22 protein-coding genes are annotated in these 23,570 nt (G+C 69.4%); 13 read left to right on the top strand and 9 right to left on the bottom strand.

The features are described 5' to 3' along the window. Positions 1-42: 42 nt before the first annotated feature. A complete protein-coding gene (locus QFZ21_RS08510) occupies positions 43-186 on the bottom strand; it encodes a hypothetical protein (RefSeq protein WP_307376650.1) in 144 nt (47 codons plus the stop codon). Positions 187-477: 291 nt separating this feature from the next. Between QFZ21_RS08510 and QFZ21_RS08505 the strand changes: the two genes are divergently transcribed. Further along, on the top strand, positions 478-612 hold the full coding sequence (locus tag QFZ21_RS08505; protein ID WP_307376647.1) for a hypothetical protein: 135 nt from the start codon (positions 478-480) through the stop codon (positions 610-612). A gap of 1 nt (position 613) precedes the next feature. Beyond that, positions 614-745: a hypothetical protein gene (locus QFZ21_RS08500; RefSeq protein WP_307376645.1), complete on the top strand. Its 132-nt coding sequence runs from the start codon at positions 614-616 to the stop codon at positions 743-745. 99 nt (positions 746-844) lie between these two features. Here QFZ21_RS08500 and QFZ21_RS08495 read toward each other — a convergent pair whose 3' ends face one another. The 5 genes from QFZ21_RS08495 to QFZ21_RS08475 all read right to left on the bottom strand — a co-directional run bounded on the left by QFZ21_RS08495 (position 845) and on the right by QFZ21_RS08475 (position 4,827). Beyond that, the gene (locus QFZ21_RS08495; RefSeq protein ID WP_307376643.1) at positions 845-1,552 is read right to left on the bottom strand and encodes a GAF and ANTAR domain-containing protein; all 708 of its coding nucleotides are present in this window, start codon (positions 1,550-1,552) and stop codon (positions 845-847) included. Positions 1,553-1,575: 23 nt separating this feature from the next. Then, positions 1,576-2,283 (bottom strand): GAF and ANTAR domain-containing protein, encoded by a 708-nt coding sequence (locus QFZ21_RS08490; RefSeq protein WP_307376642.1) that lies wholly within the window; start codon positions 2,281-2,283, stop codon positions 1,576-1,578. A gap of 426 nt (positions 2,284-2,709) precedes the next feature. After that, positions 2,710-2,859, bottom strand: coding sequence for a hypothetical protein (locus QFZ21_RS08485; protein WP_307376640.1), 150 nt, complete (start codon positions 2,857-2,859; stop codon positions 2,710-2,712). Positions 2,860-2,945: 86 nt separating this feature from the next. After that, on the bottom strand, positions 2,946-3,839 hold the full coding sequence (locus tag QFZ21_RS08480; protein ID WP_307376637.1) for a nucleoside hydrolase: 894 nt from the start codon (positions 3,837-3,839) through the stop codon (positions 2,946-2,948). Then, positions 3,826-4,827, bottom strand: coding sequence for a LacI family DNA-binding transcriptional regulator (locus QFZ21_RS08475; RefSeq protein WP_307376635.1), 1,002 nt, complete (start codon positions 4,825-4,827; stop codon positions 3,826-3,828). The genes QFZ21_RS08480 and QFZ21_RS08475 overlap by 14 nt, the downstream gene beginning before the upstream one ends. Positions 4,828-5,085: 258 nt before the next feature. On the opposite strand from QFZ21_RS08475, the gene QFZ21_RS08470 reads away from it, so the two are divergent. From QFZ21_RS08470 to QFZ21_RS08445, 6 genes are all read left to right on the top strand, one after another. Next, complete coding sequence (locus tag QFZ21_RS08470; RefSeq protein WP_307376633.1) at positions 5,086-6,363, top strand: ABC transporter substrate-binding protein; 1,278 nt, start codon at positions 5,086-5,088, stop codon at positions 6,361-6,363. 68 nt (positions 6,364-6,431) lie between these two features. Next, entirely contained in the window at positions 6,432-7,397 is a 966-nt protein-coding gene (locus QFZ21_RS08465; RefSeq protein WP_307376631.1) for a carbohydrate ABC transporter permease, read from the top strand. Further along, entirely contained in the window at positions 7,394-8,296 is a 903-nt protein-coding gene (locus tag QFZ21_RS08460) for a carbohydrate ABC transporter permease (protein ID WP_307376628.1), read from the top strand. The genes QFZ21_RS08465 and QFZ21_RS08460 overlap by 4 nt, the downstream gene beginning before the upstream one ends. Further along, entirely contained in the window at positions 8,293-10,602 is a 2,310-nt protein-coding gene (locus QFZ21_RS08455; protein WP_307376625.1) for a beta-glucosidase, read from the top strand. Before QFZ21_RS08460 ends, QFZ21_RS08455 begins: the two co-directional genes overlap by 4 nt. Continuing rightward, the gene (locus QFZ21_RS08450; protein ID WP_307376622.1) at positions 10,599-11,351 is read left to right on the top strand and encodes a ThuA domain-containing protein; all 753 of its coding nucleotides are present in this window, start codon (positions 10,599-10,601) and stop codon (positions 11,349-11,351) included. Before QFZ21_RS08455 ends, QFZ21_RS08450 begins: the two co-directional genes overlap by 4 nt. 29 nt (positions 11,352-11,380) lie before the next feature. Next, entirely contained in the window at positions 11,381-12,460 is a 1,080-nt protein-coding gene (locus QFZ21_RS08445; protein WP_307376619.1) for a Gfo/Idh/MocA family protein, read from the top strand. Positions 12,461-12,508: 48 nt separating this feature from the next. Here the strand turns inward: QFZ21_RS08445 and QFZ21_RS08440 are convergent, their stop codons facing one another. Further along, positions 12,509-13,786: a glycoside hydrolase family 27 protein gene (locus QFZ21_RS08440; protein WP_307376616.1), complete on the bottom strand. Its 1,278-nt coding sequence runs from the start codon at positions 13,784-13,786 to the stop codon at positions 12,509-12,511. After that, positions 13,783-15,972 (bottom strand): alpha-galactosidase, encoded by a 2,190-nt coding sequence (locus QFZ21_RS08435; RefSeq protein ID WP_307376614.1) that lies wholly within the window; start codon positions 15,970-15,972, stop codon positions 13,783-13,785. Before QFZ21_RS08435 ends, QFZ21_RS08440 begins: the two co-directional genes overlap by 4 nt. A 70-nt stretch (positions 15,973-16,042) precedes the next feature. Between QFZ21_RS08435 and QFZ21_RS08430 the strand changes: the two genes are divergently transcribed. Beyond that, positions 16,043-17,875 (top strand): beta-L-arabinofuranosidase domain-containing protein, encoded by a 1,833-nt coding sequence (locus QFZ21_RS08430; RefSeq protein ID WP_307376612.1) that lies wholly within the window; start codon positions 16,043-16,045, stop codon positions 17,873-17,875. Here the strand turns inward: QFZ21_RS08430 and QFZ21_RS08425 are convergent. Then, complete coding sequence (locus QFZ21_RS08425; protein WP_307376609.1) at positions 17,865-18,890, bottom strand: LacI family DNA-binding transcriptional regulator; 1,026 nt, start codon at positions 18,888-18,890, stop codon at positions 17,865-17,867. The two genes, QFZ21_RS08430 and QFZ21_RS08425, sit on opposite strands and share 11 nt — an antisense overlap. Positions 18,891-19,073: 183 nt before the next feature. Here QFZ21_RS08425 and QFZ21_RS08420 point away from each other — a divergent pair, with 183 nt between their 5' ends. The 4 genes from QFZ21_RS08420 to QFZ21_RS08405 are packed head-to-tail and all read left to right on the top strand — an operon-like array spanning position 19,074 to position 23,570. After that, on the top strand, positions 19,074-19,775 hold the full coding sequence (locus QFZ21_RS08420; protein ID WP_307376606.1) for a ThuA domain-containing protein: 702 nt from the start codon (positions 19,074-19,076) through the stop codon (positions 19,773-19,775). Continuing rightward, entirely contained in the window at positions 19,754-20,842 is a 1,089-nt protein-coding gene (locus QFZ21_RS08415) for a Gfo/Idh/MocA family protein (protein WP_307376604.1), read from the top strand. The genes QFZ21_RS08420 and QFZ21_RS08415 overlap by 22 nt, the downstream gene beginning before the upstream one ends. Then, the gene (locus tag QFZ21_RS08410; protein WP_307376602.1) at positions 20,839-22,401 is read left to right on the top strand and encodes an alpha-N-arabinofuranosidase; all 1,563 of its coding nucleotides are present in this window, start codon (positions 20,839-20,841) and stop codon (positions 22,399-22,401) included. The genes QFZ21_RS08415 and QFZ21_RS08410 overlap by 4 nt, the downstream gene beginning before the upstream one ends. Next, positions 22,398-23,570, top strand: a complete 1,173-nt coding sequence (locus QFZ21_RS08405; protein WP_307376600.1) for a Gfo/Idh/MocA family protein — start codon at positions 22,398-22,400, stop codon at positions 23,568-23,570. The genes QFZ21_RS08410 and QFZ21_RS08405 overlap by 4 nt, the downstream gene beginning before the upstream one ends.

Here is a 23,570-nt window from a genome sequence, read left to right as displayed (position 1 = left end):
CACTTCCGACGGGTTGGCAGCTCACGGGTGGAGCCGGCCCTCTCAAGGCGCCCGGCGGAGATACCAGGTCCCTCCTCCGGCTTCGGCGCCGTCGAGGATCCGACGCTCCCGGAGGTGCTGCTCGAGGTGCTTCCTGACGCTCGCGGGGGTGTCGACCGTGACCTCGCGGGCTGTGCGGGCTGTCATGATTGCTCCTCGGGTGCAAAAAAAGCGCGCTGCTGCGACGCGAGAATGGTTCTGACCCTCACCATAGCCGCACCCACGGAAAATGCAAATCGCCACCAACCGGTAGCATTTTGTCCAGGGCTTTCGCCCATCGCTTTTTCGCGTCACGCGTTGAGTTGCCCGGCCTGCCACAAACGCATTCTTCGGCGATATCGCGGGCCTGAACGGCGAACATGGACCAATTTGACTTCCCCTGGAAAGCGGCTATGGTCAATGGTTGATGCGCCAGCCGAAAAGGGGAAGCGGGATACCATGTCCGGTAAATCACCACACACACGCGGAGCAAAAAAGGCTCCTCAACTGTCGATCAAGGAAAAGCGCGCGGCAAAACGCGAGAAGCGCGAGCCCGATGCATTTCTCAAGCCGCGCAAGGGAGCGAGCCGCTGACATGCCGGTCGTCACCGGCTTCTGCTACACGCAGCTGACCGACACGATGCAGGAGGCGAACGGGCTGCTGCGCGCCGACCGCTCACCCAAGCTGCCCGTCGAGGTGCTGCGGGCGCTGGTCACCGGATCCTGATCAGCCGTCGGCGCCGAACGCGCGCAGCTTGGCGAACGCGGGATCGATCGGTCCGCGAGCCGCCTCGGTGCCGCGCGGGTCCTGTGCTTGCTGCAGACCTCAGAGTGCGAGACGACCGGCGACGACTTCTTCGGCGACGTCCGACAACCGGGTCCGGGTCGATCGGGCATGGGCGCGCAGTCGCTGGAAGGCCGCGTCCATATCGAGGCCATGGCTCTGGGCGAGGTAGCCCTTGGCCTGTTCGATGACGACACGGCTGTCGAGAGCTCGCTGAAGCTGCGCCTGGGCGAGGGACGATTCCTCGACGAGGCGCTGCTGGAGGATGCTGATCGTCGCGATGTCTGCGAAGGTTCGGGCTGCGATCGCATCGGGTTCGTTCAGCGCGCGGACGCGGTCGCCGAAAAGGTTGAGTGATCCGATCGTCGACTGCCGCAGACGCATCGGGATCGCGTGCAGCGACGCATACCCGGATCGGCGGGCATCCGCGGCGAACGTCGGCCACCGGTCCGCCGCCTGGGCGAGGTCGGGGACGGACACGACCTGACCCGTGGTGACCGCTTCCACGCAGGGGCCGTCACCTGCCCGGAGTTGCATGAGCCCGACGAACTCGCTGCGCTCATTGGTCGATGCGATCACCTCGAGCTCTCCGTCCGGACTCTTCAGGAGAATGCCGGCGGCCGACGCGTCGAAGAGCGCCGTGCACTCGTCGACGAGCAATTGCAGCACGTCGACGACGGCGAAATCGGCGACGAGTGAGTCGGCCAGCGCAGAGACGGTCTGCAGCAGATGGTCCTCGCGCGTCCTCATAGCTGGAGTCTAGACCGGCACTGTCAGGGCTCGAAGGTGGTGCGGCGGGCCACGACGTCGGATGCGACCTCACGCACGCTGTGCCCGTTGGCGAAGGCGTGACCTCGAAGGACGACGAGTGCATCCTTCGGACTGATCTTCAGCTGGGCCGCCACCATGCCGGTCGCCTGGTGCACCTCACGTTGTGAGTAGGGCCCGGGGGATGCACCCTCCTCGGCATCGTCGATGGCGTCGAGTGCACGCCGGAGGACGACACGGGCCGTGATGGTCGCGAGCACGGTCGCATCCTGCACGTCTTCCGAAGTCAGATCTCGCCGCGCTGTCGAATACAGGTCGACGACTCCGACATCGAGCGCTCCGACGAACAGTGGGAAGGCGAACAGCGACTGGACGTCGAGCTGCCGCAGCGCCTCGCGCGCTCCGGGCCAGGCGTCTCCGCCGTGGTGACGCAGATCCGGTTCCAGCACAGGGCGGCGGGTGCGGAGGGCCTCCCAGCAGGGTCCTTCGCCGAGATCGATCTGGATCTCGTCGATCCGCGCGGCGAGTGTGCTGCTGGCGCACACCGTCTGGTTGCCCAGCGGCCGACCGAGAGTGGAGACCACTCCGCCGGATACCTGCATCGCGTCGACGAAGGGGCCGCACAGGTCTGCGCTCGCGCCCGTGGCGGCGGAGAGATGGGAGACTGCGCGGACGAATGCGTCTCGGTCGTCACCTGGCAATGCCGGTCCCATGGTTTCCTGCCTGTTTGTCGCAATTGACCAGGCGCTGGGTCTCGGTGCCGTTCTCTCATCGTACACATCCGTGCCGCCGGAACAGTGCGTTCGCGGAGGCGCCATCGCGAGACAGGCGTATGGTGGATGTGATCTGCTTTCCAGCCTGACGCGGGTAGCAGACGACTCAGGTCCCAGACCCCGACTTGACTCCTCCAGTGAGTTCAAGGGTGGTCATTCCATGGGTAGTTTTCGCATCCTGCGAGGCGAGCGTGCCGGTCAGGACGGGCTCGGGCGCACAGCCGTCGACACCGCCGGCGAGTCGGTACCGATGCCCTCAGCTGCGGAGAAGACGAGGCCTGGCCGGTATCCCGCCGACGCTCGACACGGCGGTGATGCGTGGAGCGATCCCGCGGCAGAGAACAGTTGATGCCGGACTCGGATCGCTCACGCATACAGAGAGCGGACATTCTTCGCAACGCCGAAGACGAGCTTCGGCGCCTGGCAGAGGCGGGTATCGACCCCGCCGTCAATGCGCTCCTCGCGGATTTCCTCGCTCAGCGCGCGGACCGCATCGCCGCCGGCGAGAACGATCATTCGACAGTGATGCTCCCGGAGCTCGACTGATCTCGTCTCGGCAAGAACATGCCGAGAGCATGCCGGTCGACGACCGCGAAGCCTGATCAGCCGTCGGTGCCGAACGCGCGCAGCTTCGCGAACATGTCCTCGATCAGCCAGCGGGTGTCGAACGCCTCGCACACGCGGATGCGCCGGTCGACGTCGAGCACCCCGTCGATCTGCGCGTCGGCCGTGAACCGCGGCGGCGGACGCAGGCTCCAGCGTGCGCCGAGCGGATTCAGGAGCGCGCCGATCGCGGGGCTGTCGCCGAGCGAGCGGAAGTCCAGCGGTCCGTACTCGACGGTCGCGTTGAACGCGATGAGCTGATCCACGAGGTAGTCGCCGAGCGTGCTGGTGCCGGAGAGGCGCTCGTGGAGTTCGGCGTGCCCGACGCCGATCATCGTGTACACCGGCATCGGGATCTGCCAGATCTCGACACCGGAGGCGAAGACGACCTCGGCGGCCGGTACGTCGTTCACGAGGTTGAACTCGGGGGAGTAGCCCGCGAACCCCTCGTAGGGAGGACCGCCCACCCACACCACGAGGGGATCGGCCGCGACGAGCTCGGGGTGCTCCAGGAGTGCGGAGGCCACGTCGGTGAGCGGGCCGAGCACGGCGATGCACAGCCGCCGCTCGTCGGAGTACACCTCATCGATGATCAGCCGCGATGCCGCGGAGGGGCGAGGTGTTCGCGCGTCGGGCAGCGGGCCGTCGGCGCCCTCGGCGACCGCGACATCCCCCGACGCCCCCATCCGGCTGCGGAGCCGCTCGACCTCGGCGCGCGACGCCGCTCTGCTGCCCTCGCGACCGAAGTGCGCCGGCAGCACTCCGCGCACGTCGAGCACCGGCGAGAGCAGTGCGTGCACGATCGCGAACTGATCGTCGGCCTCGTTCGCGGCATCCGTACTGATCAGCACCTTGCGGCGCGGAGGAGTGTGCCGGACGTCAGAGCGATTCACGGAGGATCAGGGAGGTCGGCAGCAGCTGCTCCTTCTCGGCCGGCAGCCCGCGGATGGTGGCGAGAAGAGTGTCGGCCGCCGCCCGGCCCATCTCCTCGAGCGGCTGGCGCACCGTGGTCAGCGGCGGATCGGAGGTGCCGGCGATGAGGATGTCGTCGAAGCCCACGACCGACACGTCTGTCGGAACCCGACGCCCCGCGGCCTGCAGTACGCGCAGCGCCCCCGCGGCCATGAGGTCGGACGACGCGAAGATGCCGTCGAGGTCGGGTGCTCGCTGCAGCAGCCGCGCCATCGCCGCGGTGCCGCTGTCGAGCGTGAAGTCTCCGTGCACGATCGGGCCCGGAGCGATGCCGTGTCGGGCGAGCTCGTCGGTCCACCCGCGTGTCCGGTCCCTGGCCTGTTCGAGATCGAGCGGGCCGGTGATGATCCCGATCGACCGGCGTCCCGCCTCGACGAGGGCCCGGGCGGCGAGCACGCCGCCGCCGTAGTTGTCCGAGTCGATCACGATGGGGTCGGGGCCGATGTCGGCGTGCGGGCGTCCGACCCAGGCGATCGGAACGGGCGAGTCGGCCAGCCGCTCCACCAGGTGAGTGATCTCGTGCTGCAGGATCACGATGGCGCCGTCGAGCGCGCCGGAGCGCAGGAAGCGCGGGATGCGGTCGAGGTCCTCCTCATCCGCGGGGAGGAGCACCGGTTGCACCGCGCCCGCCGACAGGCCTTTGGCCGCGCCCTTGAGCACGGCGGTGAAGAAGGTTCCGCTGTGGCTGCCGAGCTCTTCGAAGGCGATCACCAGGCCCACGGCGCCGGCGCGACCGCCGCGGAGCACCCGCGCGGCGAAGTTCGTCTCGTAGCCGAGGCGCTGCGCCTCCCGCTCGACCGACAGGGTCATCGCCGGGTCGACGTTCGTCGCGCCGGCCAGGACGCGCGCCGCGGTGGCGCGCGAGACCCCTGCGGCCTGCGCGACGTCGACGATGGTGGGTCTGACCATGGCTCTCTCCGCGAGGTAGGTGGTGGATCGAAGATCGATCTCTGATTGAAGAGATCATTGCACGAAATCGGATGATCGTCCGCGAGTCCCGCTGCAAAATATCGCCCACCGCAGTGCACTGCCCCCACTGCGGCCATCTCGATCGCCAGGGTTGCCGTGTCTCTCGATCTTGGCTACTGTGACCCGAACGAGAGATCGATCTCTCAGCGAGTATCCGCTCGCCCCGCACTCACATGTCCCCGAAGAAGAGGAGCTGTTGTGAACCGTCGCAAACTGGCCCTGCCCGTCGCAGCGATCGGCGCATTCGCGCTGTTGATCTCCGGATGCTCATCCGGCGGATCGGACTCCGGATCCGGTGATCCGAACGCCGAGTTCGAGTTCTGGTCGTTCACCGGCATCGGGCAGAAGGATTCCGTCAACCGGTACCTGGAGAAGAACCCCGACGCCAAGGTGAAGCTGAGCGAGGTCGGCAGCACGACCGAGACGGCCACCGCTCTCACCGCCGCCCTCGCCGGCGGTCGCGTGCCCGATCTCGTCATGATCCAGAACGACGACCTGCCCAAGTTCGTCGAGAACCCGGGCAACTTCGTCGACCTGCGCACCCTCGGCGGCGACGACATCGGCGACGAGTACCTCGACTGGGCGATCGACGGAGCGACTGCGGAGGACGGCTCGATCATCGGGATCCCGACCGATGTGGGAGGCCTGAGCTTCGCCTATCGTGCCGACCTGTTCGAGGCAGCAGGCCTCCCGACCGACCCGGCCGAGGTGGCCGAGATGTGGTCGACCTGGGACAAGTTCATCGAGATGGGTGAGAAGTACACTGCCGCGACCGGTGAGCCCTTCGTCGACAACGTCGAGACGAGCGTGTTCTTCTCGACCGTGAACCAGGTGAGCGAGAAGTACTACTCGCCCGACGGCGAGCTGATCTACGACAAGAACCCCGAGGTCGAGGAGGCGTTCGACGTCGCCGTGCGCACCTACGACGCCGGCATCAGCGCCAGCATCCCCGCCTGGTCGTCGGGCTGGGCGCCCGGCAAGGCGAACGGCGCGTTCGCCGTCACGACGGCTCCCTCGTGGATGCTGTCCGGCTTCAAGACCGACGCCCCCGACACCGAGGGACTGTGGCGCATCGCGTCGATCCCCGGCGTGGGCGGCAACTGGGGTGGCAGCGTCATCGCGATCCCGGCTCGGGCCGACAACCCCGAGGCAGCCTGGCAGTACATCGAGACGATGCTGTCGCCGGAGGGTCAGACCGAGCATTTCGCGACGGTCGGCACCTTCCCCGCCGCGAACGCGGCCCTGGAGAGCGAAGAGGTGCGCAACTACACCGACCCGTTCTTCGGCGACTCGCCGGTCGGTGCGACCATGAGCGACTCGGTGCTCGAGTTCAGCTCGTTCTACAACGGTCCGGACACCAGCGCGATCGGTGCCGCGCTGCTGAACGCCCTGGTCGACATGGAGGCCGGCAACGTCAAACCGGCTGACGCATGGAAGACCGGGCTCGACAGCGCCAAAGCCGCCATCGGCGGCTGACCCACCGAACCGATCGATGGTGGCCCGTGCCGGGGAGGGCGGGCCACCATCCCCACCGAGGTAGGACCATGACCGCGACAGCGACCGCAATCCCCGTCCAGAAGACCCGCCGGCGTGACCGGCCGCCCACCCAGAAGATCAGGCAGCCGCTCGCCGAACGCGTCGCTCCGTACCTCTACGTCGCGCCGTTCTTCGTCATCTTCGCGATCTTCGGCCTCTTCCCGCTGCTGTTCACCTTCTACGTGGCGCTGTTCGACTGGAACCCGATCGGCGAGCAGACATTCGTCGGTCTCGCGAACTTCGAGCGGCTCTTCCAGGACCCGCGGTTCTGGAACGCCTTCGTCAACACCTTCGGGATCTTCCTGATCTCGACGATCCCGCAGCTGCTGCTGGCACTCGGCCTGGCGCACCTGCTGAATCACGCCACGCTGAAGCTGGCGAATTTCTTCCGGATGGCCCTGCTCATCCCCTACATCACCTCGGTCGCCGCGACCGCGCTGGTGTTCGCGCAGATCTTCGACAAGAACTTCGGACTCATCAACTGGGTCCTCGATCTCGTCGGGGCGCCGGCGGTCAACTTCATGTCGTCGCAGCTCGGCTCCTGGATCGTGATCTCGTCGATGGTCATGTGGCGCTGGTTCGGCTACAACACCCTGCTCTACCTCGCCGGACTCCAGGCCCTTCCGCGGGAGATGTACGAAGCGGCATCCGTCGATGGAGCATCCGGATGGCAGCAGTTCATCCACCTGACGATCCCGTCGCTGCGGCCGATCATCATCTTCACCGTGATCATGTCGACGATCGGCGGACTGCAGATCTTCACCGAACCGCTGCTCGTCGCTCCCGAAGCGGGACTCACCTGCGGCGGCGGTCGTCAGTGCCAGACCCTCGCCCTCTTCCTCTACGAGCAGGGCTTCGGACAGTTCGAGTTCGGCTACGGCTCGGCGATCGGGGTGGCGCTGTTCGTCATCGTCGTGGTCGTGTCGCTGATCAACTTCTACCTGACCACCCGCACCAGGAAGGCACGCGCATGACTCACGTGACCCAGGAGGCGACCGTCGTGTCGCAGGTGAAGCCCGAAGTCCCCGCTCGCCGTCGCAGCCGCGGCAGCCGGGTCGGCAAGGTGCGCTGGTACGTCTACGCGTTCCTCATCGTCGCCGTGGTGGTCAGCGTCTTCCCGCTCTACTACATGTTCGTGATCGCCTCGGTCGGAGCGTCGGCCGTCACCTCGATCCCGCCGCGGCTGTACCCGGGGTTCAACTTCTTCGACATCGCGGCGAAGGTGTTCGAGACCGTGCCGTTCCTGCAGTCGCTGCTGAACAGCGTGATCGTCTCGCTCGTGGTCGCGGTCGTCACCGCGCTGCTGTGTGCGCTCGCCGGATTCGCCTTCGCGAAGTTGCAGTTCCCGGGCCGCAACACCCTGTTCCTCATCGTGCTCCTGACGATGACCGTTCCGGCGCAGCTCAGCGTGATCCCGCAGTACCTGATCATCTCGTGGCTCGACTGGGTCGACACGCTCCAGGCGATCATCCTGCCGGGACTCGCGAGCGCCTTCGGCATCTTCTGGATGCGGCAGCACCTGTCGACCACGCTGAACGACGAGCTGATGGCCGCCGCGCGCATCGACGGCGCGAACAGCTGGCAGATCTTCTGGCGCATCGGGTTCCCCGTCGTGCGGCCGGCCGCTTTCGTCCTCGGACTCATCACGTTCACCGGGGTGTGGAACGACTTCATGTGGCCGTTCATCGTGCTGAAGTCGCCCGAGCTGTTCACGGTGCAGATCGCGCTGAAGCAGCTGCAGGCGAACCGCACGATCGACCTGGCGCTGACCATGGGCGGCTCGTTCATGGCGACTCTGCCGCTGCTCATCGTGTTCTTCTTCGTCGGACGCCGCATGGTCGCGGGCATCATGGACGGGGCGTTCAAGGGATGACCGTCGAGCTGAGCGCCGTCGACCAGCATCGGTGGCGCGATCCGACGCTGAGCGCGCGCGAGCGTGCGCAGGCGCTGGTCGACGAGCTCACTCTCGAGGAGAAGGTCGCCCAGCTCGGATCGGTGTGGCTGACCGAGAGCGCCGATGCCTTCGCGCCGCGCCTCTCGGACGATCTCGCGGATGCCGTCATCGACCCGTTCGCGCTCGGCCTCGGCCAGCTCACGCGCGTCTTCGGCACCGCGCCGATCAGCCTGCGCGACGGTGTGACGAAGCTGCGCGCTCTGCAGCGGAAGGTGACGGAGAACCAGCGCCTGGGGATCCCGGCACTGGTGCACGAGGAGTGCCTGACCGGCCTCGCCGCATACGGGGCGACGGCCTTTCCCGCGCCGCTCGCCTGGGCGGCGACATTCGACGACGAGCTGGTGCGGGAGATGGCCCGGGCGATCGGCGACGACATGCGTGCCATCGGCGTGCACCAGGGCCTGGCGCCGGTGCTCGACGTCGTGCGCGATTACCGCTGGGGGCGCGTCGAGGAGACGCTCGGCGAGGATCCGTATCTCGTGGGACAGCTCGGCGCCGCGTACGTCGCGGGGCTCGAGAGCGCCGGGATCATCGCCACGCTGAAGCACTTCGCCGGCTACGCCGCGTCCCGGGGCGCCCGCAATCACGGACCGGTCAGCATGGGGCCGCGCGAGTTCGCCGACACCGTACTCCCGCCCTTCGAGATGGCTTTGCGGCAGGGCGGCGCGCGCAGCGTGATGACCTCCTACACCGATGTGGACGGCATCCCCAGCACGGGCAATCGGGTGCTGCTCGACGGCATCCTGCGCACCGAGTGGGGATTCGACGGCACGGTCGTGGCGGACTACTGGGCGATCCCGTTCCTCGTCTCCATGCATCGGGTCGCGGCGGATGCCGCCGAGGCCGGCGCACTCGCGCTCCGCGCCGGCGTCGACGTCGAACTCCCGTCCACCGTCGCGTTCGCGGCTCTCCCGCGACTGGTCCGCGAGGGCATCGTCGACGAGAGCGACATCGACCGCGCCGCGGTGCGTCATCTGCGGCACAAGATCGAGGCGGGACTGCTCGACGAGGAATCGGCGGTGCCGCCCGCGGCGGAGGACGTCGACCTCGACAGCGAGCGCAACCGGGCGTTGTCGGCCCGGATTGCCGAGGAGTCGATCGTGCTCCTCGAAGACGACGGCATCCTGCCCTTGACCGTCGACTCCCGGGTGGCGTTGATCGGACCGGCCGCTGCCGAGTACCGGAGCCTGCTCGGATGCTACGCCTTCCCCAACCACGTGCTCACGAAGTACCCGGGGCACGACCCCGGCATCACGATCCCGACGATCGAGGCGGCGCTGCGCACCGAGCCGGGTGTCGGCGAGCTGCGCTTCGTCCGCGGCTGCGAGATCCTCGACGACGCCGAGGAGATCGCCACCGCCGTGAAGGCGGCCCGAGAGAGCGACGTGGCCGTGGTGGTCGTCGGCGATGTGGCCGGGCTCTTCGGCGCCGGCACCTCCGGCGAGGGATGCGACGCCCCCGACCTGCGGCTTCCCGGCCGCCAGCACGATCTTGTCCTGGCGGTGCTCGCCACGGGCGTGCCGACGGTGCTGGTCGTGGTCTCCGGACGCCCCTATGCACTGGGGGAGTACGGCGCGGCTCGCGCGATCGTGCAGGCCTTCTTCCCGGGTGCGGACGGTGCGGGCGCTATCGCCGGCATCCTCTCGGGTCGGGTCGCTCCGAGCGGGCGGCTTCCCGTGCAGATCCCGCGATCGCCCTCGGCCTCGACCACGTATCTCGAGCCGCCGCTGGGCCGCCACAACGCAGGCATCACGGTCGCCGACCCGACGCCGCTCTATCCGTTCGGATACGGACTGACCCGCGGCCGCGTCGAGTACGAGTCGATCGACGTGCCGGCCGCCCTCCGCACCGACGGGGCCGCCGAGGTCGTCGTCGCCGTGCGCAACACGGGCGCATCGGCAGTGGAGGTGGTGCAGCTCTACGCCTCCTACCCGTCCGGCCCGGTGGTGCGTCCGGAGGCGCAGCTCGTCGGCTTCGCCCGTATCCGCATCCCCGCGGGGGCCCGCCGGACCGTGCGGTTCACGCTCGAGGCCGCGCGCCTGGCCGCGACCGGGCTCGACGGTCGGCTGAGTGTGGACCCGGGTACCGTGGTGCTCGCCGCGGGCCCGTCGGCGGCGGACCGAGAATGTGCGGTGTCCGTCCGGCTCACCGGACCGCGACACCTGGTGCTGGCCCGCGCGGGGAGAACCGCGTGGGATGTCGATCATGGAGAGGATGAGGAATGACTGCGAAGCGACCGATACGGGTTCTGGTCTGGGGCGAGAACCATCACGAGAAGCACGATGAGATTCCGCAGCGGATCTATCCGGACACCATGCACGGCACGATCGCCGCCGGCCTGCGCGAGCTCCTCGGGGATGACGTCGTGGTCGAGACCGCGACGCTCGACGACCCGGAGCACGGTTTGAGCGAGGAACGGCTCGCCCAGACCGATGTGCTGCTGTGGTGGGGGCACATCAAGCACGACGCGGTGGACGACGAGGTGGTCGAACGCGTGCACCGTCACGTGCTCGGAGGCATGGGCTTCATCCCCCTGCATTCGGCGCACTTCTCGAAGATCTTCATCCGACTGATGGGGACCACCTGCACCCTGCGGTGGCGGCAGGGCGATGACCGCGAGCTGGTGTGGACGGTGTCGCCGACGCATCCGATCGCCGAGGGCGTGCCGCATCCGCTCGTGATCCCCGCGCAGGAGATGTACGGGGAGTTCTTCGACGTACCGGCACCCGACGAACTGGTGTTCGTCTCGAGCTTCTCCGGCGGCGAGATCTTCCGCTCGGGCATGACGTTCTCGCGCGGTCACGGCCGCATCTTCTACTTCTCGCCCGGCGACCAGGACTATCCCGTCTATCACCAGCCGGAGATCAAGCGGGTGCTCGCCAACGCCGTCGGGTGGGCCTTCCAGGATCGGCCGCGCGCGCAGCCGCGGATCACGATGCAGCGCGACGGCCAGCTCGAATTGCCGCCGGAATGAGCCGGGACAGGGGATCTACGGATGCTGCCATGCGCGACGTCATCGTGGTCGGGGCCGGCGGCATGGGCCGGGCATGGATGGATGTCGTGCAGGCGAGGGAGGGTCTGCGCGCGTCGGCCGTCGTCGACATCAATCCCTCGGCGGCGCGAGCAGCGGCGGCGGAGCGCGGCTGGGATGTGCCGGTCTTCGACGATGTGGCCACCGCGCTGCGCGAGGCGCCGGCCGATCTGCTGCTGAACGTCACGATCCCCGAGGCGCACCGGGAGGTGAGCGAGGCCGCGATCCGCGCCCGCGTCCCGGTGCTCAGTGAGAAGCCGGTGACCCCGACCGTGGCGGACGCGATGTGGCTCAGCGCACTGAGCGTCACGCGCGGGGTGCTGCTCGCGACCAGCCAGTCGCGCCGGCACTCGGCCGGGATCAGTGCCTTCCGCGAGACGCTGCGTGATCTCGGCGGCGCGGGCCAGCTCGAGACGCAGTTCTTCCAGAACCCCCGGTTCGGCGGGTTCCGCGACGAGATGGCCTCGCCGCTGCTGGTCGACATGGCGATCCACCAGTTCGACCAGGCGCGGTTCCTGCTCGGGAGCGAGCCGGAGTCGGTCTACTGCGAAGAGTTCTCGCCCTCGTGGAGCTGGTACCGCGGGGCAGCTGCGGCGCAGGCGATCTTCCGCTTCTCGGACGGCTCGCGCTTCGGATACGCCGGGAGCTGGTGCGCCGACGGCCTGATGACATCGTGGAACGGGGACTGGCGGGGCAGCGCGCCGCTCGGTTCGGCGACGTGGGACGGTGAGACGACCGTGCGGATGCAGGGCGCGGAGGGGCCGGGGCAGGACGTGCCGGTGGGTTCGGCGAGCGAGGGGCTCGACGCCGCGCTCACGGAGTTCCTGACCGCGCTGGGCGGGGGCGAAGCTCCGTCCGGGGAGATCCGCCGCAACATCCGCAGCCTGGCGATGGTCGAGGCGGCAGGGGAGTCGGCGGCGACCGGAAGCAGGGTCGAGCTGGACTCCGTCTTCGCGCGCGCCGGTGCCGCGGCGCTCGCCGAAGCCGAGGCGGCAGGGGAAGTCGAGATCGCCGACCAACTGCGTGAGTGGGAGGGTGGTCCGCCGCGCTGAGTGACACGAGCCGCGGCTTCGCGGATCACGGCTTCCCGCGAATCCGCCTCACCCGAACATGAGCAGCCGCACGCCGTGCGCGGGTACGTCGACCTCGACCCATCCGTCGTCGACGGCACGTGTCTCGCCGGACCACGCGTCTTCGCACGCACCGGTGAACGCGGCTGGATCGACGCCGAGGTCGTCGACGTGGGCGCGCAGGGTCTTCGGTTCATCGCCGAGCCAGAACAGCGCGCGATACTCGCGGTCGCCGACCTGTGATCTCCAGACCACCAGATCGCCGTCGCGCACGATCTCGCCCGCATCCCGCCCTTCGCGGAGCGCCAGCACCGCGCGGCGCGTCAGGAGCGCGAGCGTCTCGGCCGGGGTGTCCGGCAGGTGGCCTCCGAACATGAGCGGGGAGCGCAGCAGGCACCACAGGGTCATCACGGTGCGCTGCTCCTCCACCGTGAGGCGGCTGATCCGGTCACGGCCGACATGCCCGCGGATGCCGATGCGCCCGAACGGCAGCATGTCGGCATCCGCCCACGCACCCGACTGCTGCAGCGGCGCCCAGCGAGCCGCGCGCTGGAACTGCTCCCGCACCTGCGGCCACTCGTCCCAGAGGTCGTCCGAGATGCGCCACAGCTGGGCGTGCGTGCGCAGCGTCTCCAGGTGCGCGGTCGACAGCTGCTTGCCGGGGGAGAGGCTGAGCACCATCGGGCGTCCGGTGCGGTCGATCGCCCGGGAGAACGCCGCGACCTCCGCTGTCTGCACCGGCGGATAGAGCACGTCATCGAGCTTGATGAAGTCCACGCCCCAGTCGGCGAACTGCGCGGCGAGCGAGTCGTAGTACTCCTGGGCGCCGGGCGCACTCATGTCTACGCCGAAGTTGTCGGGATTCCACGGGCACACGTTCGTCCGATCGGCGATGCTCGCGCAGGTCGCACCGGGCGCGCCGAGTACGGGCAGCTCCTGCTCCGCCGCGACGCGCGGCACTCCGCGCATCATGTGCACGCCGAACCGCAGACCGAGGGCGTGGATGCGGTCGGCGAGCGGCCGGAAGGACCCCCCGACCGCCGACGGGAACCGGCTGACCGCGGGCAGCGGACGGCCCCACTCGTCGAGCTCGGGCCGCGACACCTCGCGGTAGTCGTGATGGCCCGGATCGGACTCGTACCACTGGATGTCGACGACGACCGTGTCCCACCCGAACGGTGCGAGGTGCTCCGCCAGGAACTCGGCGTTGCGGATGACCTCCTCCTCCGTGACGGAGGAGCCGAAGCAGTCCCAGCTGTTCCAGCCCATCGGCGGCAGTGCGGCGGCGGCCCGGCGCGCATCGCTCACGAAGCCTCCTCGGCGCGGAGGTGCACGACCACCGCGCGTTCCGGATGGAACGTCGGGAACTCCAGCCCGGCCGTCGACAGCAGAGCACCGGAGAACACGGGCGCCGGTCCGTCATCGTCGAGGTCGGGCGCCCGCAGCCAGTCGGGCACCTGCCAGGGCGGTCCGAGCGAGTCCGGCACGCTGGCCGTCAGCCGGTAGCGCTTCGCGGGGTCCAACCCCGCGAAGCGGATCCGAGCGAGGGTGTCGGCCGTCGTCCTCGGCGTCACGACGGTGTACAGCGCCTCGCCGCGATCCTCGGCGACGACACCGCGCATCGACGGGGCCGACGGGTCGTCCTCGCCGCCGCCGACGGTGCGCCCGGTCTGGATGAGCGGACGAAGACGACGGAAACGGGCGATCCACGTCGCGAGCTCGTCGCGTTCCCCGTCGCTCAGCTCGCGGATGTCCCACTCGATGCCGAAATGCCCGAGGAAGGCCACGGCGCACCGGAAGTGGAGGTCGGACGTGCGTCCGGTCACGCTCGACACCCGCGAGGCGACGTGCGAGCCCATCATCTCGGGCGGCACGAGCAGACCGGTGTTCCGCAGGATGTCGAAGCGGTCGATCGGGTCATGGCTGTCGGAGGGATGGATGCGATCGCTGCGCTCCAGGATGCCGAGATCCACGCGGCCGCCGCCGGAGGCGCAGCTCTCGATCTCGAGCTCGGGGTGTCGTGCCCGCAGCTCGTCGAGCAGTCGGTACAGAGCGAGCGTCTGCTCGTGCACGGCGGGCGCGCCGGTGGCCGGGTGCCCGGCCGAGACGAGGTCGCGGTTGTGGTCCCACTTGAGGTAGCTGACGCCGATGTCGCGGATCAGCCCGTCGAGCGAGCCGAGGATGTACGCGAAGGCTTCCGGCTGGGTGAGATCCAGCACCTGCTGGAAGCGGTACTGGGCGGGGAGTTCTTCGCCGGCCCGCAGGATCCAGTCGGGATGGGCGCGGGCGAGATCGGAGTCCTCGTTGATCATCTCGGGCTCGACCCACAGCCCGAACTCCATCCCGAGGTCGCGCACCCGATCGGCGAGCGGTCGCAACCCATCGGGCCACGCCACCGGATCGGGCTGCCAGTCGCCGAGGCCGGCGCGGTCGTCGGTGCGACCCCGGAACCAGCCGTCGTCGAGCACGAACCTCTCGACCCCGAGTGCGGCACCGCGCTCGGCGAGGTCGGTGAGGGTGGCGGCATCCTGATCGAAGTAGACCGCCTCCCAGACGTTGAGGGTGACGGGCCGGTCCCTTCGCGCCGACCGCGAGACGCCGCGCAGGAAGGCGTGGAACCGTGCGGAAGCGGCATCCCACCCCGCGCCGTGACTGCCGTAGACCCACGGGCCGACGTACTCCTTGCCGGGATCGAGTCGGATCTCGCCGGGCAGGAGCAGCTCACCGCCGCGGAAGGCCAGCGTCCCGTCGCCGCGTTCGAGGGCGTGCTCATGATCGCCGCTGAAGCCGACGTGGAACATCCAGACCTCCCCCGCCTCGGCGGAGAACCCCGGGGTGCCGGCGAGCATCACGGTCGTGGCATCCAGGCCGGTCCGCCCTCGCCGCGAGGGGCGGCCGTGGGTGCCGCGCACCACGCGGTGCCGCTGCGCGATGCGCTCGTGCGCCCAGCGTCCGGAGAAGTCGAGCATCTCGGTCGCTCGCGTCGGGACCGGCAAGGCGACCATGAGGTCTTCGACCTCCAGCGGCGCGCCCTCCGCCGCGTCGTTGCGAACGCTGGAGCGCAGGCGGAGCAGTCCCGCGGTCGTGAGATCGATCTCCAGATTGACCGAGATCGTCGCGTGTTCGTCGTGCGCGTCAACCTGGATCGACGCCGCTCCGGCCTGGATCACCCCCGCGGGAACCGGTGTCCCGTCGACCGCGATCGTGTCGACGCGGAACGCGGGCGCCCACCCGGCGCCCCCGCGATGCGCACTCAGTCCGGGGCGACCGAACCACCCTCGGCTGTGCTCGGGAAGGACCGACGGCCGGTACGGAAGATCAGAAATCCCACCCAGACCTGGTCTTTGCTCGGCAAGAGCGAAGGCCTCCAGGTCCTGATCGGTCGCGGTTACCCTGGCCCCCCAGTGCAGGATGACCGGGAGATCGTCCGAGAACGCTGCCAGCACGAGGGAGACATCGCCGGCGGTGAGGTGGATCACGCGAGGGGAGTGCATGCCGACCATTCTGCACGGCCGCCCCGCTGGAGTACAGTCAGAGATCGATCTCGCAAACCCAGGAGGATCCATGTCCGCTCTCGCTCTCCCGCCCTCGGCCGTGCGCCTCACCGCGGGGACCTTCGACCGGCGTCGGCGCCGCAATCGCGACTACCTCGTGTCGCTGTCCGAGCGCAATCTGGTGCAGAACCACCTGATCGAGGCGGGCATCGGCGACCAGCTCTGGCACCTGAAGCCGTCCGGTTCGTCGGCGGCCGACCGGGGGCTCGACCGGCACTGGGGGTGGGAGACGCCGGGCTCGCTGCTGCGCGGGCACTTCCTCGGCCACTGGATGTCGGCGGCGGCCCGCGAGACCGCGGCGACCGGAGACGTCATGCTGCGCGCCAAGCTCGACGGGGTGCTCGATCTGCTCGCCCGGTGCCAGGAGGAGAACGGGGGTGAGTGGGTCTTCGCGACTCCACCCTCCTTCCTCCGCCGGCTCGCGGAGGGCCGCGACGTCTGGGCGCCGCAGTACGCGATCCACAAGACGTTCATGGGGCTCGTCGACGTGTACCGCGACCTCGGTGACGAGCGCGCGCTGCGGATCGCGCACCGCGCGGCCGGCGCCATCGCCGAGTGGGCGCGAGGCTTCGAGCGGGAGAAGTTCCAGCAGATCCTCGACATGGAGACCGGGGGGATGCTGGAGGTCTGGGCCGACCTCCTCGAGGCCACCGGCGACGACCTCTATCGTGAGCTCCTCGAGCTCTACTGGCACGGTTCGCTGTTCGACGCGCTGCTGGCCGGAGAGGACGCGCTCACCAACATGCACGCCAACACGACGATTCCCGAGGTGCTCGGTGCCGCCCGCGCGTACGAGGTCACGGGCGAAGAGCGCTGGAAGCGCGTCGTCGAACAGTACTGGGAGTGGGCGGTCACCCGCCGCGGCACCTTCTGCACCGGCGGCCAGACGTCGGGCGAGATCTGGACGCCGCCGTTCTCCTTCGCGGCTCGCCGCGGACCGAAGACGCAGGAGCACTGCTCGGTGTACAACATGATCCGGCTCGCCGACGTGCTGTATCGCTGGGGCGGCGACCCCGCGCACCTCGACTACATCGAGGCGAATCTGCACAACGGACTGCTCGCGCAGCAGCATCCGGAGACGGGCATGGTCGCGTACTTCCTGCCGTTGGAGGGCGGCGCTCGCAAGAACTGGGGCACGCCGACGGAGGACTTCTGGTGCTGCCACGGGAGTCTCGTGCAGGCGCACACGCGTATCGCGCCGCTCGCCGTCTACGCAGACGACACCACGCTGACGGTCGCGCAGTACCTGCCGGTGCGGGCGGAGGCCACGGCATCCGGTCAGCCCGTTACCGTCGAGGTGCGCCTCCGCGACGACGCCAGCTACGTCGGCCCCGATGCGAACGGCGGTCCCGGTGGCGAACTGCACCGCCCGCAGGCGCTGCGCGTGCAGGTCACCGTCAGCTCGGCGGAGGGAGCGGCCGCGCGGGTGCGCCTCCGCATCCCGGAGTGGACGTCGAGCGAGCCGGTGGTGACGACCGCCGCGTCGTGGCAGCGCGACGACCGGTTCCTCGAGCTCGTTCATCCCGGCGGGGAGACGGCCGTCGATGTGGAGTTCCCCTTCGTGCTGCGCACCGTGCCGATCCCGGATGAGCCCGACACGGTCGCGTTCGTCGAGGGGCCGATCGTCCTCGCTGGCCTCGTCGACAGGGAGGTCTGCCTGGAGGGCGACCCGGCAAAGCCATCCACCCTCCTCGCCGCCGACGACGAGCGGCAGTGGACCCAGTGGCTGGTGCGGTATCGCACCGTCGGCCGCGACGCCGGCATCCGCTTCATCCCGCTCAACGAGGTGACCGACGAGCGCTACTCGGTCTACTTCCCGGTGCGTCCGGCGGTCACTCCCTGACGAGCGGGCGGGTCGAGCCGCGCTCGACGAGCTCGGTCGGCATGACGATGGCCTCGGTCGAGACCTCGCCGCCCGCCGTCGCCTGGGCGAGGATGCGCACCGCCGCCGAAGCCATCTCACGGATCGGCTGGCGGATCGTGGTCAGTGACGGATGCAGCCAGCGCGCTCCGCGCACATCGTCGAAGCCCACGACCAGGACGTCGCGGGGGATGCTCCGGCCGCTGTCGGCGATCGCGCGGTAGGCGCCGGCGGCCATCTCGTCGGAGCAGGCGAACACCCCGATCGGCCCGCTGCCCGGCAGCTCCGCGAGCGCGCGGGCGCACGCCCTCCGGGCATCCCAGGCGCTCCAGTCCGCGCTGGTGCGCACGCACGCCGCGCCCGGTGCGATCTCGTCGATGGTGCGGACGAAGCCGTCCACCCGTGCGCGTCCGTAGCGATAGGACGGTGCTCCGCCGATCACGATGAAGCGCTGAGCGCCCCGCTCGATCAGGTGCCTGGCTGCCGCGCCGCCACCCGCACGATCGGTGGTCCGCAGGCTCGGCAGGGGGCTCGACGCCTCCGAGGGCGGTTCCATCAGCACCAGCGGGATGGAGGCGCGACGCATCGCGGCGATCTGGGTGCTGGTCGGCACGATGAGGCCGACGATGATGCCGGCGGAGCCTCGGGAGCGGATGCGTTCCGGCCAGTCGTCCGCCGGATCGTCGCGCTCGGCCGTGAGGACCAGGTCGTAGCCGAGCTCGGAGGCGGTGGTGCGGGCACCCGCCGTGATCTCCTGCGTGTAGGGATCGTGGAAGTGCCCGAGCACCAGGTCGAACATCAGCGATGTGCCGCGTCGCGGACGCCCGCGCACCTGCCCGACGGTGGGGTATCCGAGCTCCGTCGCCGCGCGCAGCACGCGCGATCGGGTGTCCGCCGCCATCTCGCCCCGTGCCCGCAGCGCGCGTGACGCCGTGGCCACGCTGACCCCCGCGCGCTTCGCGACGTCGGTGAGCGTGATGCGCGGCGACGTGGTCATCGCACCATTTTTGCGCAAAATCCGTGCACTCCGCCACACGTCGGTGGCATCGTGTCGGAGGTTGCACACATGCCCGTCGATGCGGAGGGACTTGTCGATGAAGACGACGCTGCCGACAGCGCGGAACGCGCGCAGAACCGAGGTACGCCCTGACGAACCGGGCGCCCGGTGGGAGGAGACGCCATGACCGCGCGCAGAGCACTCGTGGTGCGCGGGGGCTGGGAAGGGCACCGCCCCGTCGAGTCCACCGACATGTTCCTCCCGTTCCTGGCCGACAACGGTTTCGACGTGCGGGTCGAGGACTCCAACGAGATCTACGCCGACCGCGAGGAGATGGACCGCACCGACCTCATCGTGCAGAGCGTCACGATGTCGGACATCTCGGACGAGGCGCTGAAGGGCCTCCGCGGTGCGGTCGAGCGCGGCACGGGCCTCGCCGGATGGCACGGCGGCATCGCCGACTCGTACCGCAACAGCTCCGACTACCTGCAGCTCGTCGGCGGCCAGTTCGCCACCCACCCCGGCAAGCACCCGGACGCGCGCGAGGGCGGCGAGGCCGACAACTTCCTCTGCTACACCGTCGACGTCACCGACCTCGGCCGCGGGCACGAGATCATGGCGGGCATCGAGGACTTCACGCTCCGCACCGAGCAGTACTGGGTGCTGACCGATGACCTCAACGACGTCCTCGCCACGACCACCCACCCTGTGCAGCCGTTCCACCCGTGGCATCGGCCGATCACGTCACCGGCCGTCTGGACCCGCGAATGGGGTCAGGGCCGGGTGTTCGTCGCCACACCGGGGCACAGCCTCGCCGTCCTGCGCGACACGAGCGTCCGCACCATCATCGAGAGGGGGATGCTGTGGGCCAGCCGCACGGCATAGGAATAGTGGGTCTCGGCGTCATCTCGACGCAGTACCTCGACACGCTCGGCGCGCACCCGGACGTGCGCATCGCCGCGACCGCCGACCTCGACACCGCCAGAGCCGAGGCGGTCGCCGCCCGGTATCCGGGGTGCCGCGCGCTCAGCGTCGACGACCTCGTCTCGGACCCGTCCGTCGACACCGTCATCAACCTCACGATCCCGGCCGCGCACGCCGAGGTCGCGCTCGCTGCGCTCGCGGGAGGCAAGAACGTCTTCGGGGAGAAGCCGCTCGCGGCGACGCTCGACGATGCCCGCCTGGTCATCGAGGCCGGCGGGTCGGCCTGGGTCGGCTGCGCGCCGGACACCGTGCTCGGCACGGGTGTGCAGACAGCGCGGGCCGCGGTGGATGCCGGCACCATCGGCCGCCCCGTCGCCGCAGTGGCGACCTGGGTCTCATCGGGGCACGAGGCGTGGCATCCGCACCCCGACTTCTACTACCGCGACGGGGGTGGGCCCCTGTTCGACATGGGGCCGTACTACCTCACGACGCTGTTCCATCTGCTGGGCCCGGTCGCCCGCGTCTCCGGGGCGTCGTCCCGCCCGAAGGCCGTGCGCACGATCGGCTCGGGACCGCGGGCGGGGGAGACCATCCCGGTCGAGATCGACACCCATGTGACCGGCATCCTCGAGCACGTCGGCGGAGCGGTGTCGACCGTCACCTTCAGCTTCGACGGGACGGCGACGGATGCCGCTCCGCTCGAGGTCCACGGAGAGACCGGCACGCTGTCGGTGCCCGACCCCAACCTCTTCGAGGGCGTCGTGCGGCTGCGGCGGCCGGGGGAGGGCGTCTGGACCCCGGTGACCGAGCGCGCCGGGTACGAGAACGCCGGTCGCGGGATCGGCGTCCTCGACCGCCTCGCCACCGGCGCCGGGAGCGCACGCGGCGACATCGCCCTGCACGTGCTCGAGATCATGACGGCGCTGACGGAGTCCGCGGCCAGCGGCCGACGCATCGACCTGACCACTGCTCCGGAGCGGCCGGCACTCATCCCCTTCACCCCCGAGAACTCCTGGAGAAAGCGTTGACCACCACCACGACCGCGCGCGCGATCATCGACCTCGACGTGACCGGCGATCGCATCAACCGGCACATCTACGGGCACTTCGCCGAGCATCTGGGCCGTTGCATCTACGACGGCTTCTGGGTGGGCGAGGACTCCGCGATCCCGAACGTGCGCGGCATCCGTCTCGACATCGTCGAGGCCCTGAAGGCCCTCGACATCCCGAACCTCCGCTGGCCGGGCGGATGCTTCGCCGACACCTATCACTGGCGCGACGGCATCGGTCCGCGCGAGCTGCGGCCGCAGATCGCGAACACCAACTGGGGCGACGTGGTGGAGAACAACCACTTCGGCACGCACGAGTTCATGGACCTCTGCGACCTGCTCGGCGCCGACGCCTACGTCAACGGCAACATCGGCAGCGGCACCGTGCAGGAGATGTCCGAGTGGGTCGAGTACCTGACCCGGGGCGACGACAGCCCGATGGCGCGGCTCCGGCGGGAGAACGGCCGGGACGAGCCGTGGAAGGTCCCGTTCTGGGGACTCGGGAACGAGGCGTGGGGATGCGGCGGAAACATGTCGGCCGCGCACTACGCCGAGGAGGCCCGGCGCTACGCCACCTTCACCCACAATCACGGCGACAACCGGCTCACCCGCATCGCGGCCGGCGCCAACGAGGACGACCTCGACTGGACGCGCGTGCTGATGAAGACGCTCATGGAGTGCCACGGCTGCACGCTCTACGGCAACCTGCCGTACCAGGCGATCTCGTTCCACTACTACACGCACTCCGGCTCGGGCATCAACACCGAGGATGCCGCTCCCTTCAGCGACGAGAAGTACTACGAGACGATGGCCTACGCCGCCGACGTCGAGCGCGTCGTGCGGGGACACGTGGCCGTGATGGACTCGTACGATCCCGAGAACCGCGTCTCGCTCGTGTGCGATGAGTGGGGAACCTGGTGGAACGTCGAGGACGGCACGAACCCCGGCTTCCTCTTCCAGCAGAACACCGTGCGCGATGCGCTGGTGGCGGGGATGCACTTCGACGTCTTCCACCGCTACGCGCGCCGCATCTCGATGGCGAACATCGCGCAGACGGTCAACGTGCTGCAGGCCATGGTCCTCACCGACGGCGACACGCTCGTGCTGACGCCGACGTACCACGTGTTCGAGATGAACAAGGGGCATCAGGACGCGCTGCACCTGCCGACGCATCTGCGCCAGGTGCCGACGGCCCGCGTGCGCGGCGAGGATCTCCCGCTGGTGTCGATGTCGGCTTCGACGCGGGACGACACCGCGCTGATCTCGCTCAGCCACCTCGGGCTCGACGCCGACTGCACCGTGAGCATCGATCTGCGCGGTCGAGGAGCGAATGTCACCGGGGCTCGCGTGCTCACCGGTGACGAGGCCTCGGCGTTCAACGATGCCGAGACGCCCGACCGGGTGGCCCCGCGCGCGCTCGAGACCGTGCTGCGCGACGGGATGTTGACCGTGACCCTGCCGCCGCACTCCTTCGCCACGGTAGAACTGGAACTGGAGCCGGAACACCCGGCGATCGAGCGAGAGGAAGTGGCGTCATGACGACGAGTCCGCTGCGGGTGGCCGTGATCGGTGCAGGCTTCATGGCGCGGGCGCACTCGCACGCCTGGCGCACCGCACCACGCTTCTTCGACCTGCCGCGGGAGCCCCGGCTCTCGGTGCTGGTGTCGCGCGATGAGACGCGCGGTCAGAAGGCGGCGCACGACTGGGGCTGGGACAGCTGGTCGGGCGACTGGCGGTCCGTGGTCGAACGCGATGACATCGATGTGATCGACATCTGCACGCCGGGCGACACGCACGCGGAGATCGCGATCGCGGCTCTCCGGGCAGGCAAGCACGTCCTGTGCGAGAAGCCGCTCGCGAACGATCCGGCGGATGCCGCCGAGATGGTCGCCGCCGCGGATGCCGCCGCACGGCAGGGCATCGTCGCGCTGTGCGGCTACAGCTACCGTCGCACGCCCGCGCTCGCCTCGGCCCGTCGCCTGATCGCCGAGGGCGCCCTCGGCACCATCCGGCATGTGCGCGCCCAGTACCTGCAGGACTGGCTGAGCGACGCGGATTCCCCGCACACCTGGCGTCTCGACCGGGCCTCGGCGGGCTCCGGCGCTCTCGGCGACATCGGTGCGCACAGCATCGACACCGCGCAGTGGCTGACCGGCGAACGGATCGAGGGCGTGTCGGCGCACCTCCGCACGTTCGTGACCTCACGCCCCCAGCGGAGCGCCGAGGTGGGACTCGGCGGCACGGGCGACCTCGACGCCGAGCGCCTGCCGGTCGACGTCGACGACGCGGCGGCGTTCATCGCCGGGTTCAGCGGCGGCGCGCTCGGGGTGTTCGAGGCGACGCGCATGGCGCTCGGGCACCGCAATGCCAATCGCATCGAGATCAACGGCGATCGCGGCTCGATCGCGTTCGACTTCGAGCGGATGAACGAGCTCGAGTACTACAGCGAGGACGACGCCGACGATCGCCGCGGATTCCGCACGATCCAGGCCACCGATCCCGCGCACCCCTACGCGGACGCGTGGTGGCCCACCGGGCACGGTCTCGGCTACGAGCACACGTTCACGCACCAGGTCGTCGACTTCGTGCGATCGATCGACGGCACGCCGGAACCGCCGACGTTCGCCGACGCCTATCAGGTGCAGCGGGTGCTCGCGGCGGTCGAGGAGAGCGCCGGCGACGAAGGCCGCTACACCCGGGTACGCTGA

Origin of the sequence: Microbacterium sp. W4I20, from assembly GCF_030816505.1 — a bacterium.
In the GTDB taxonomy this organism is placed as follows: Bacteria; Actinomycetota; Actinomycetes; order Actinomycetales; family Microbacteriaceae; genus Microbacterium.
Note: the sequence above shows the minus strand (reverse complement) of the source record. Positions and strands in the feature narration are given on the sequence as shown.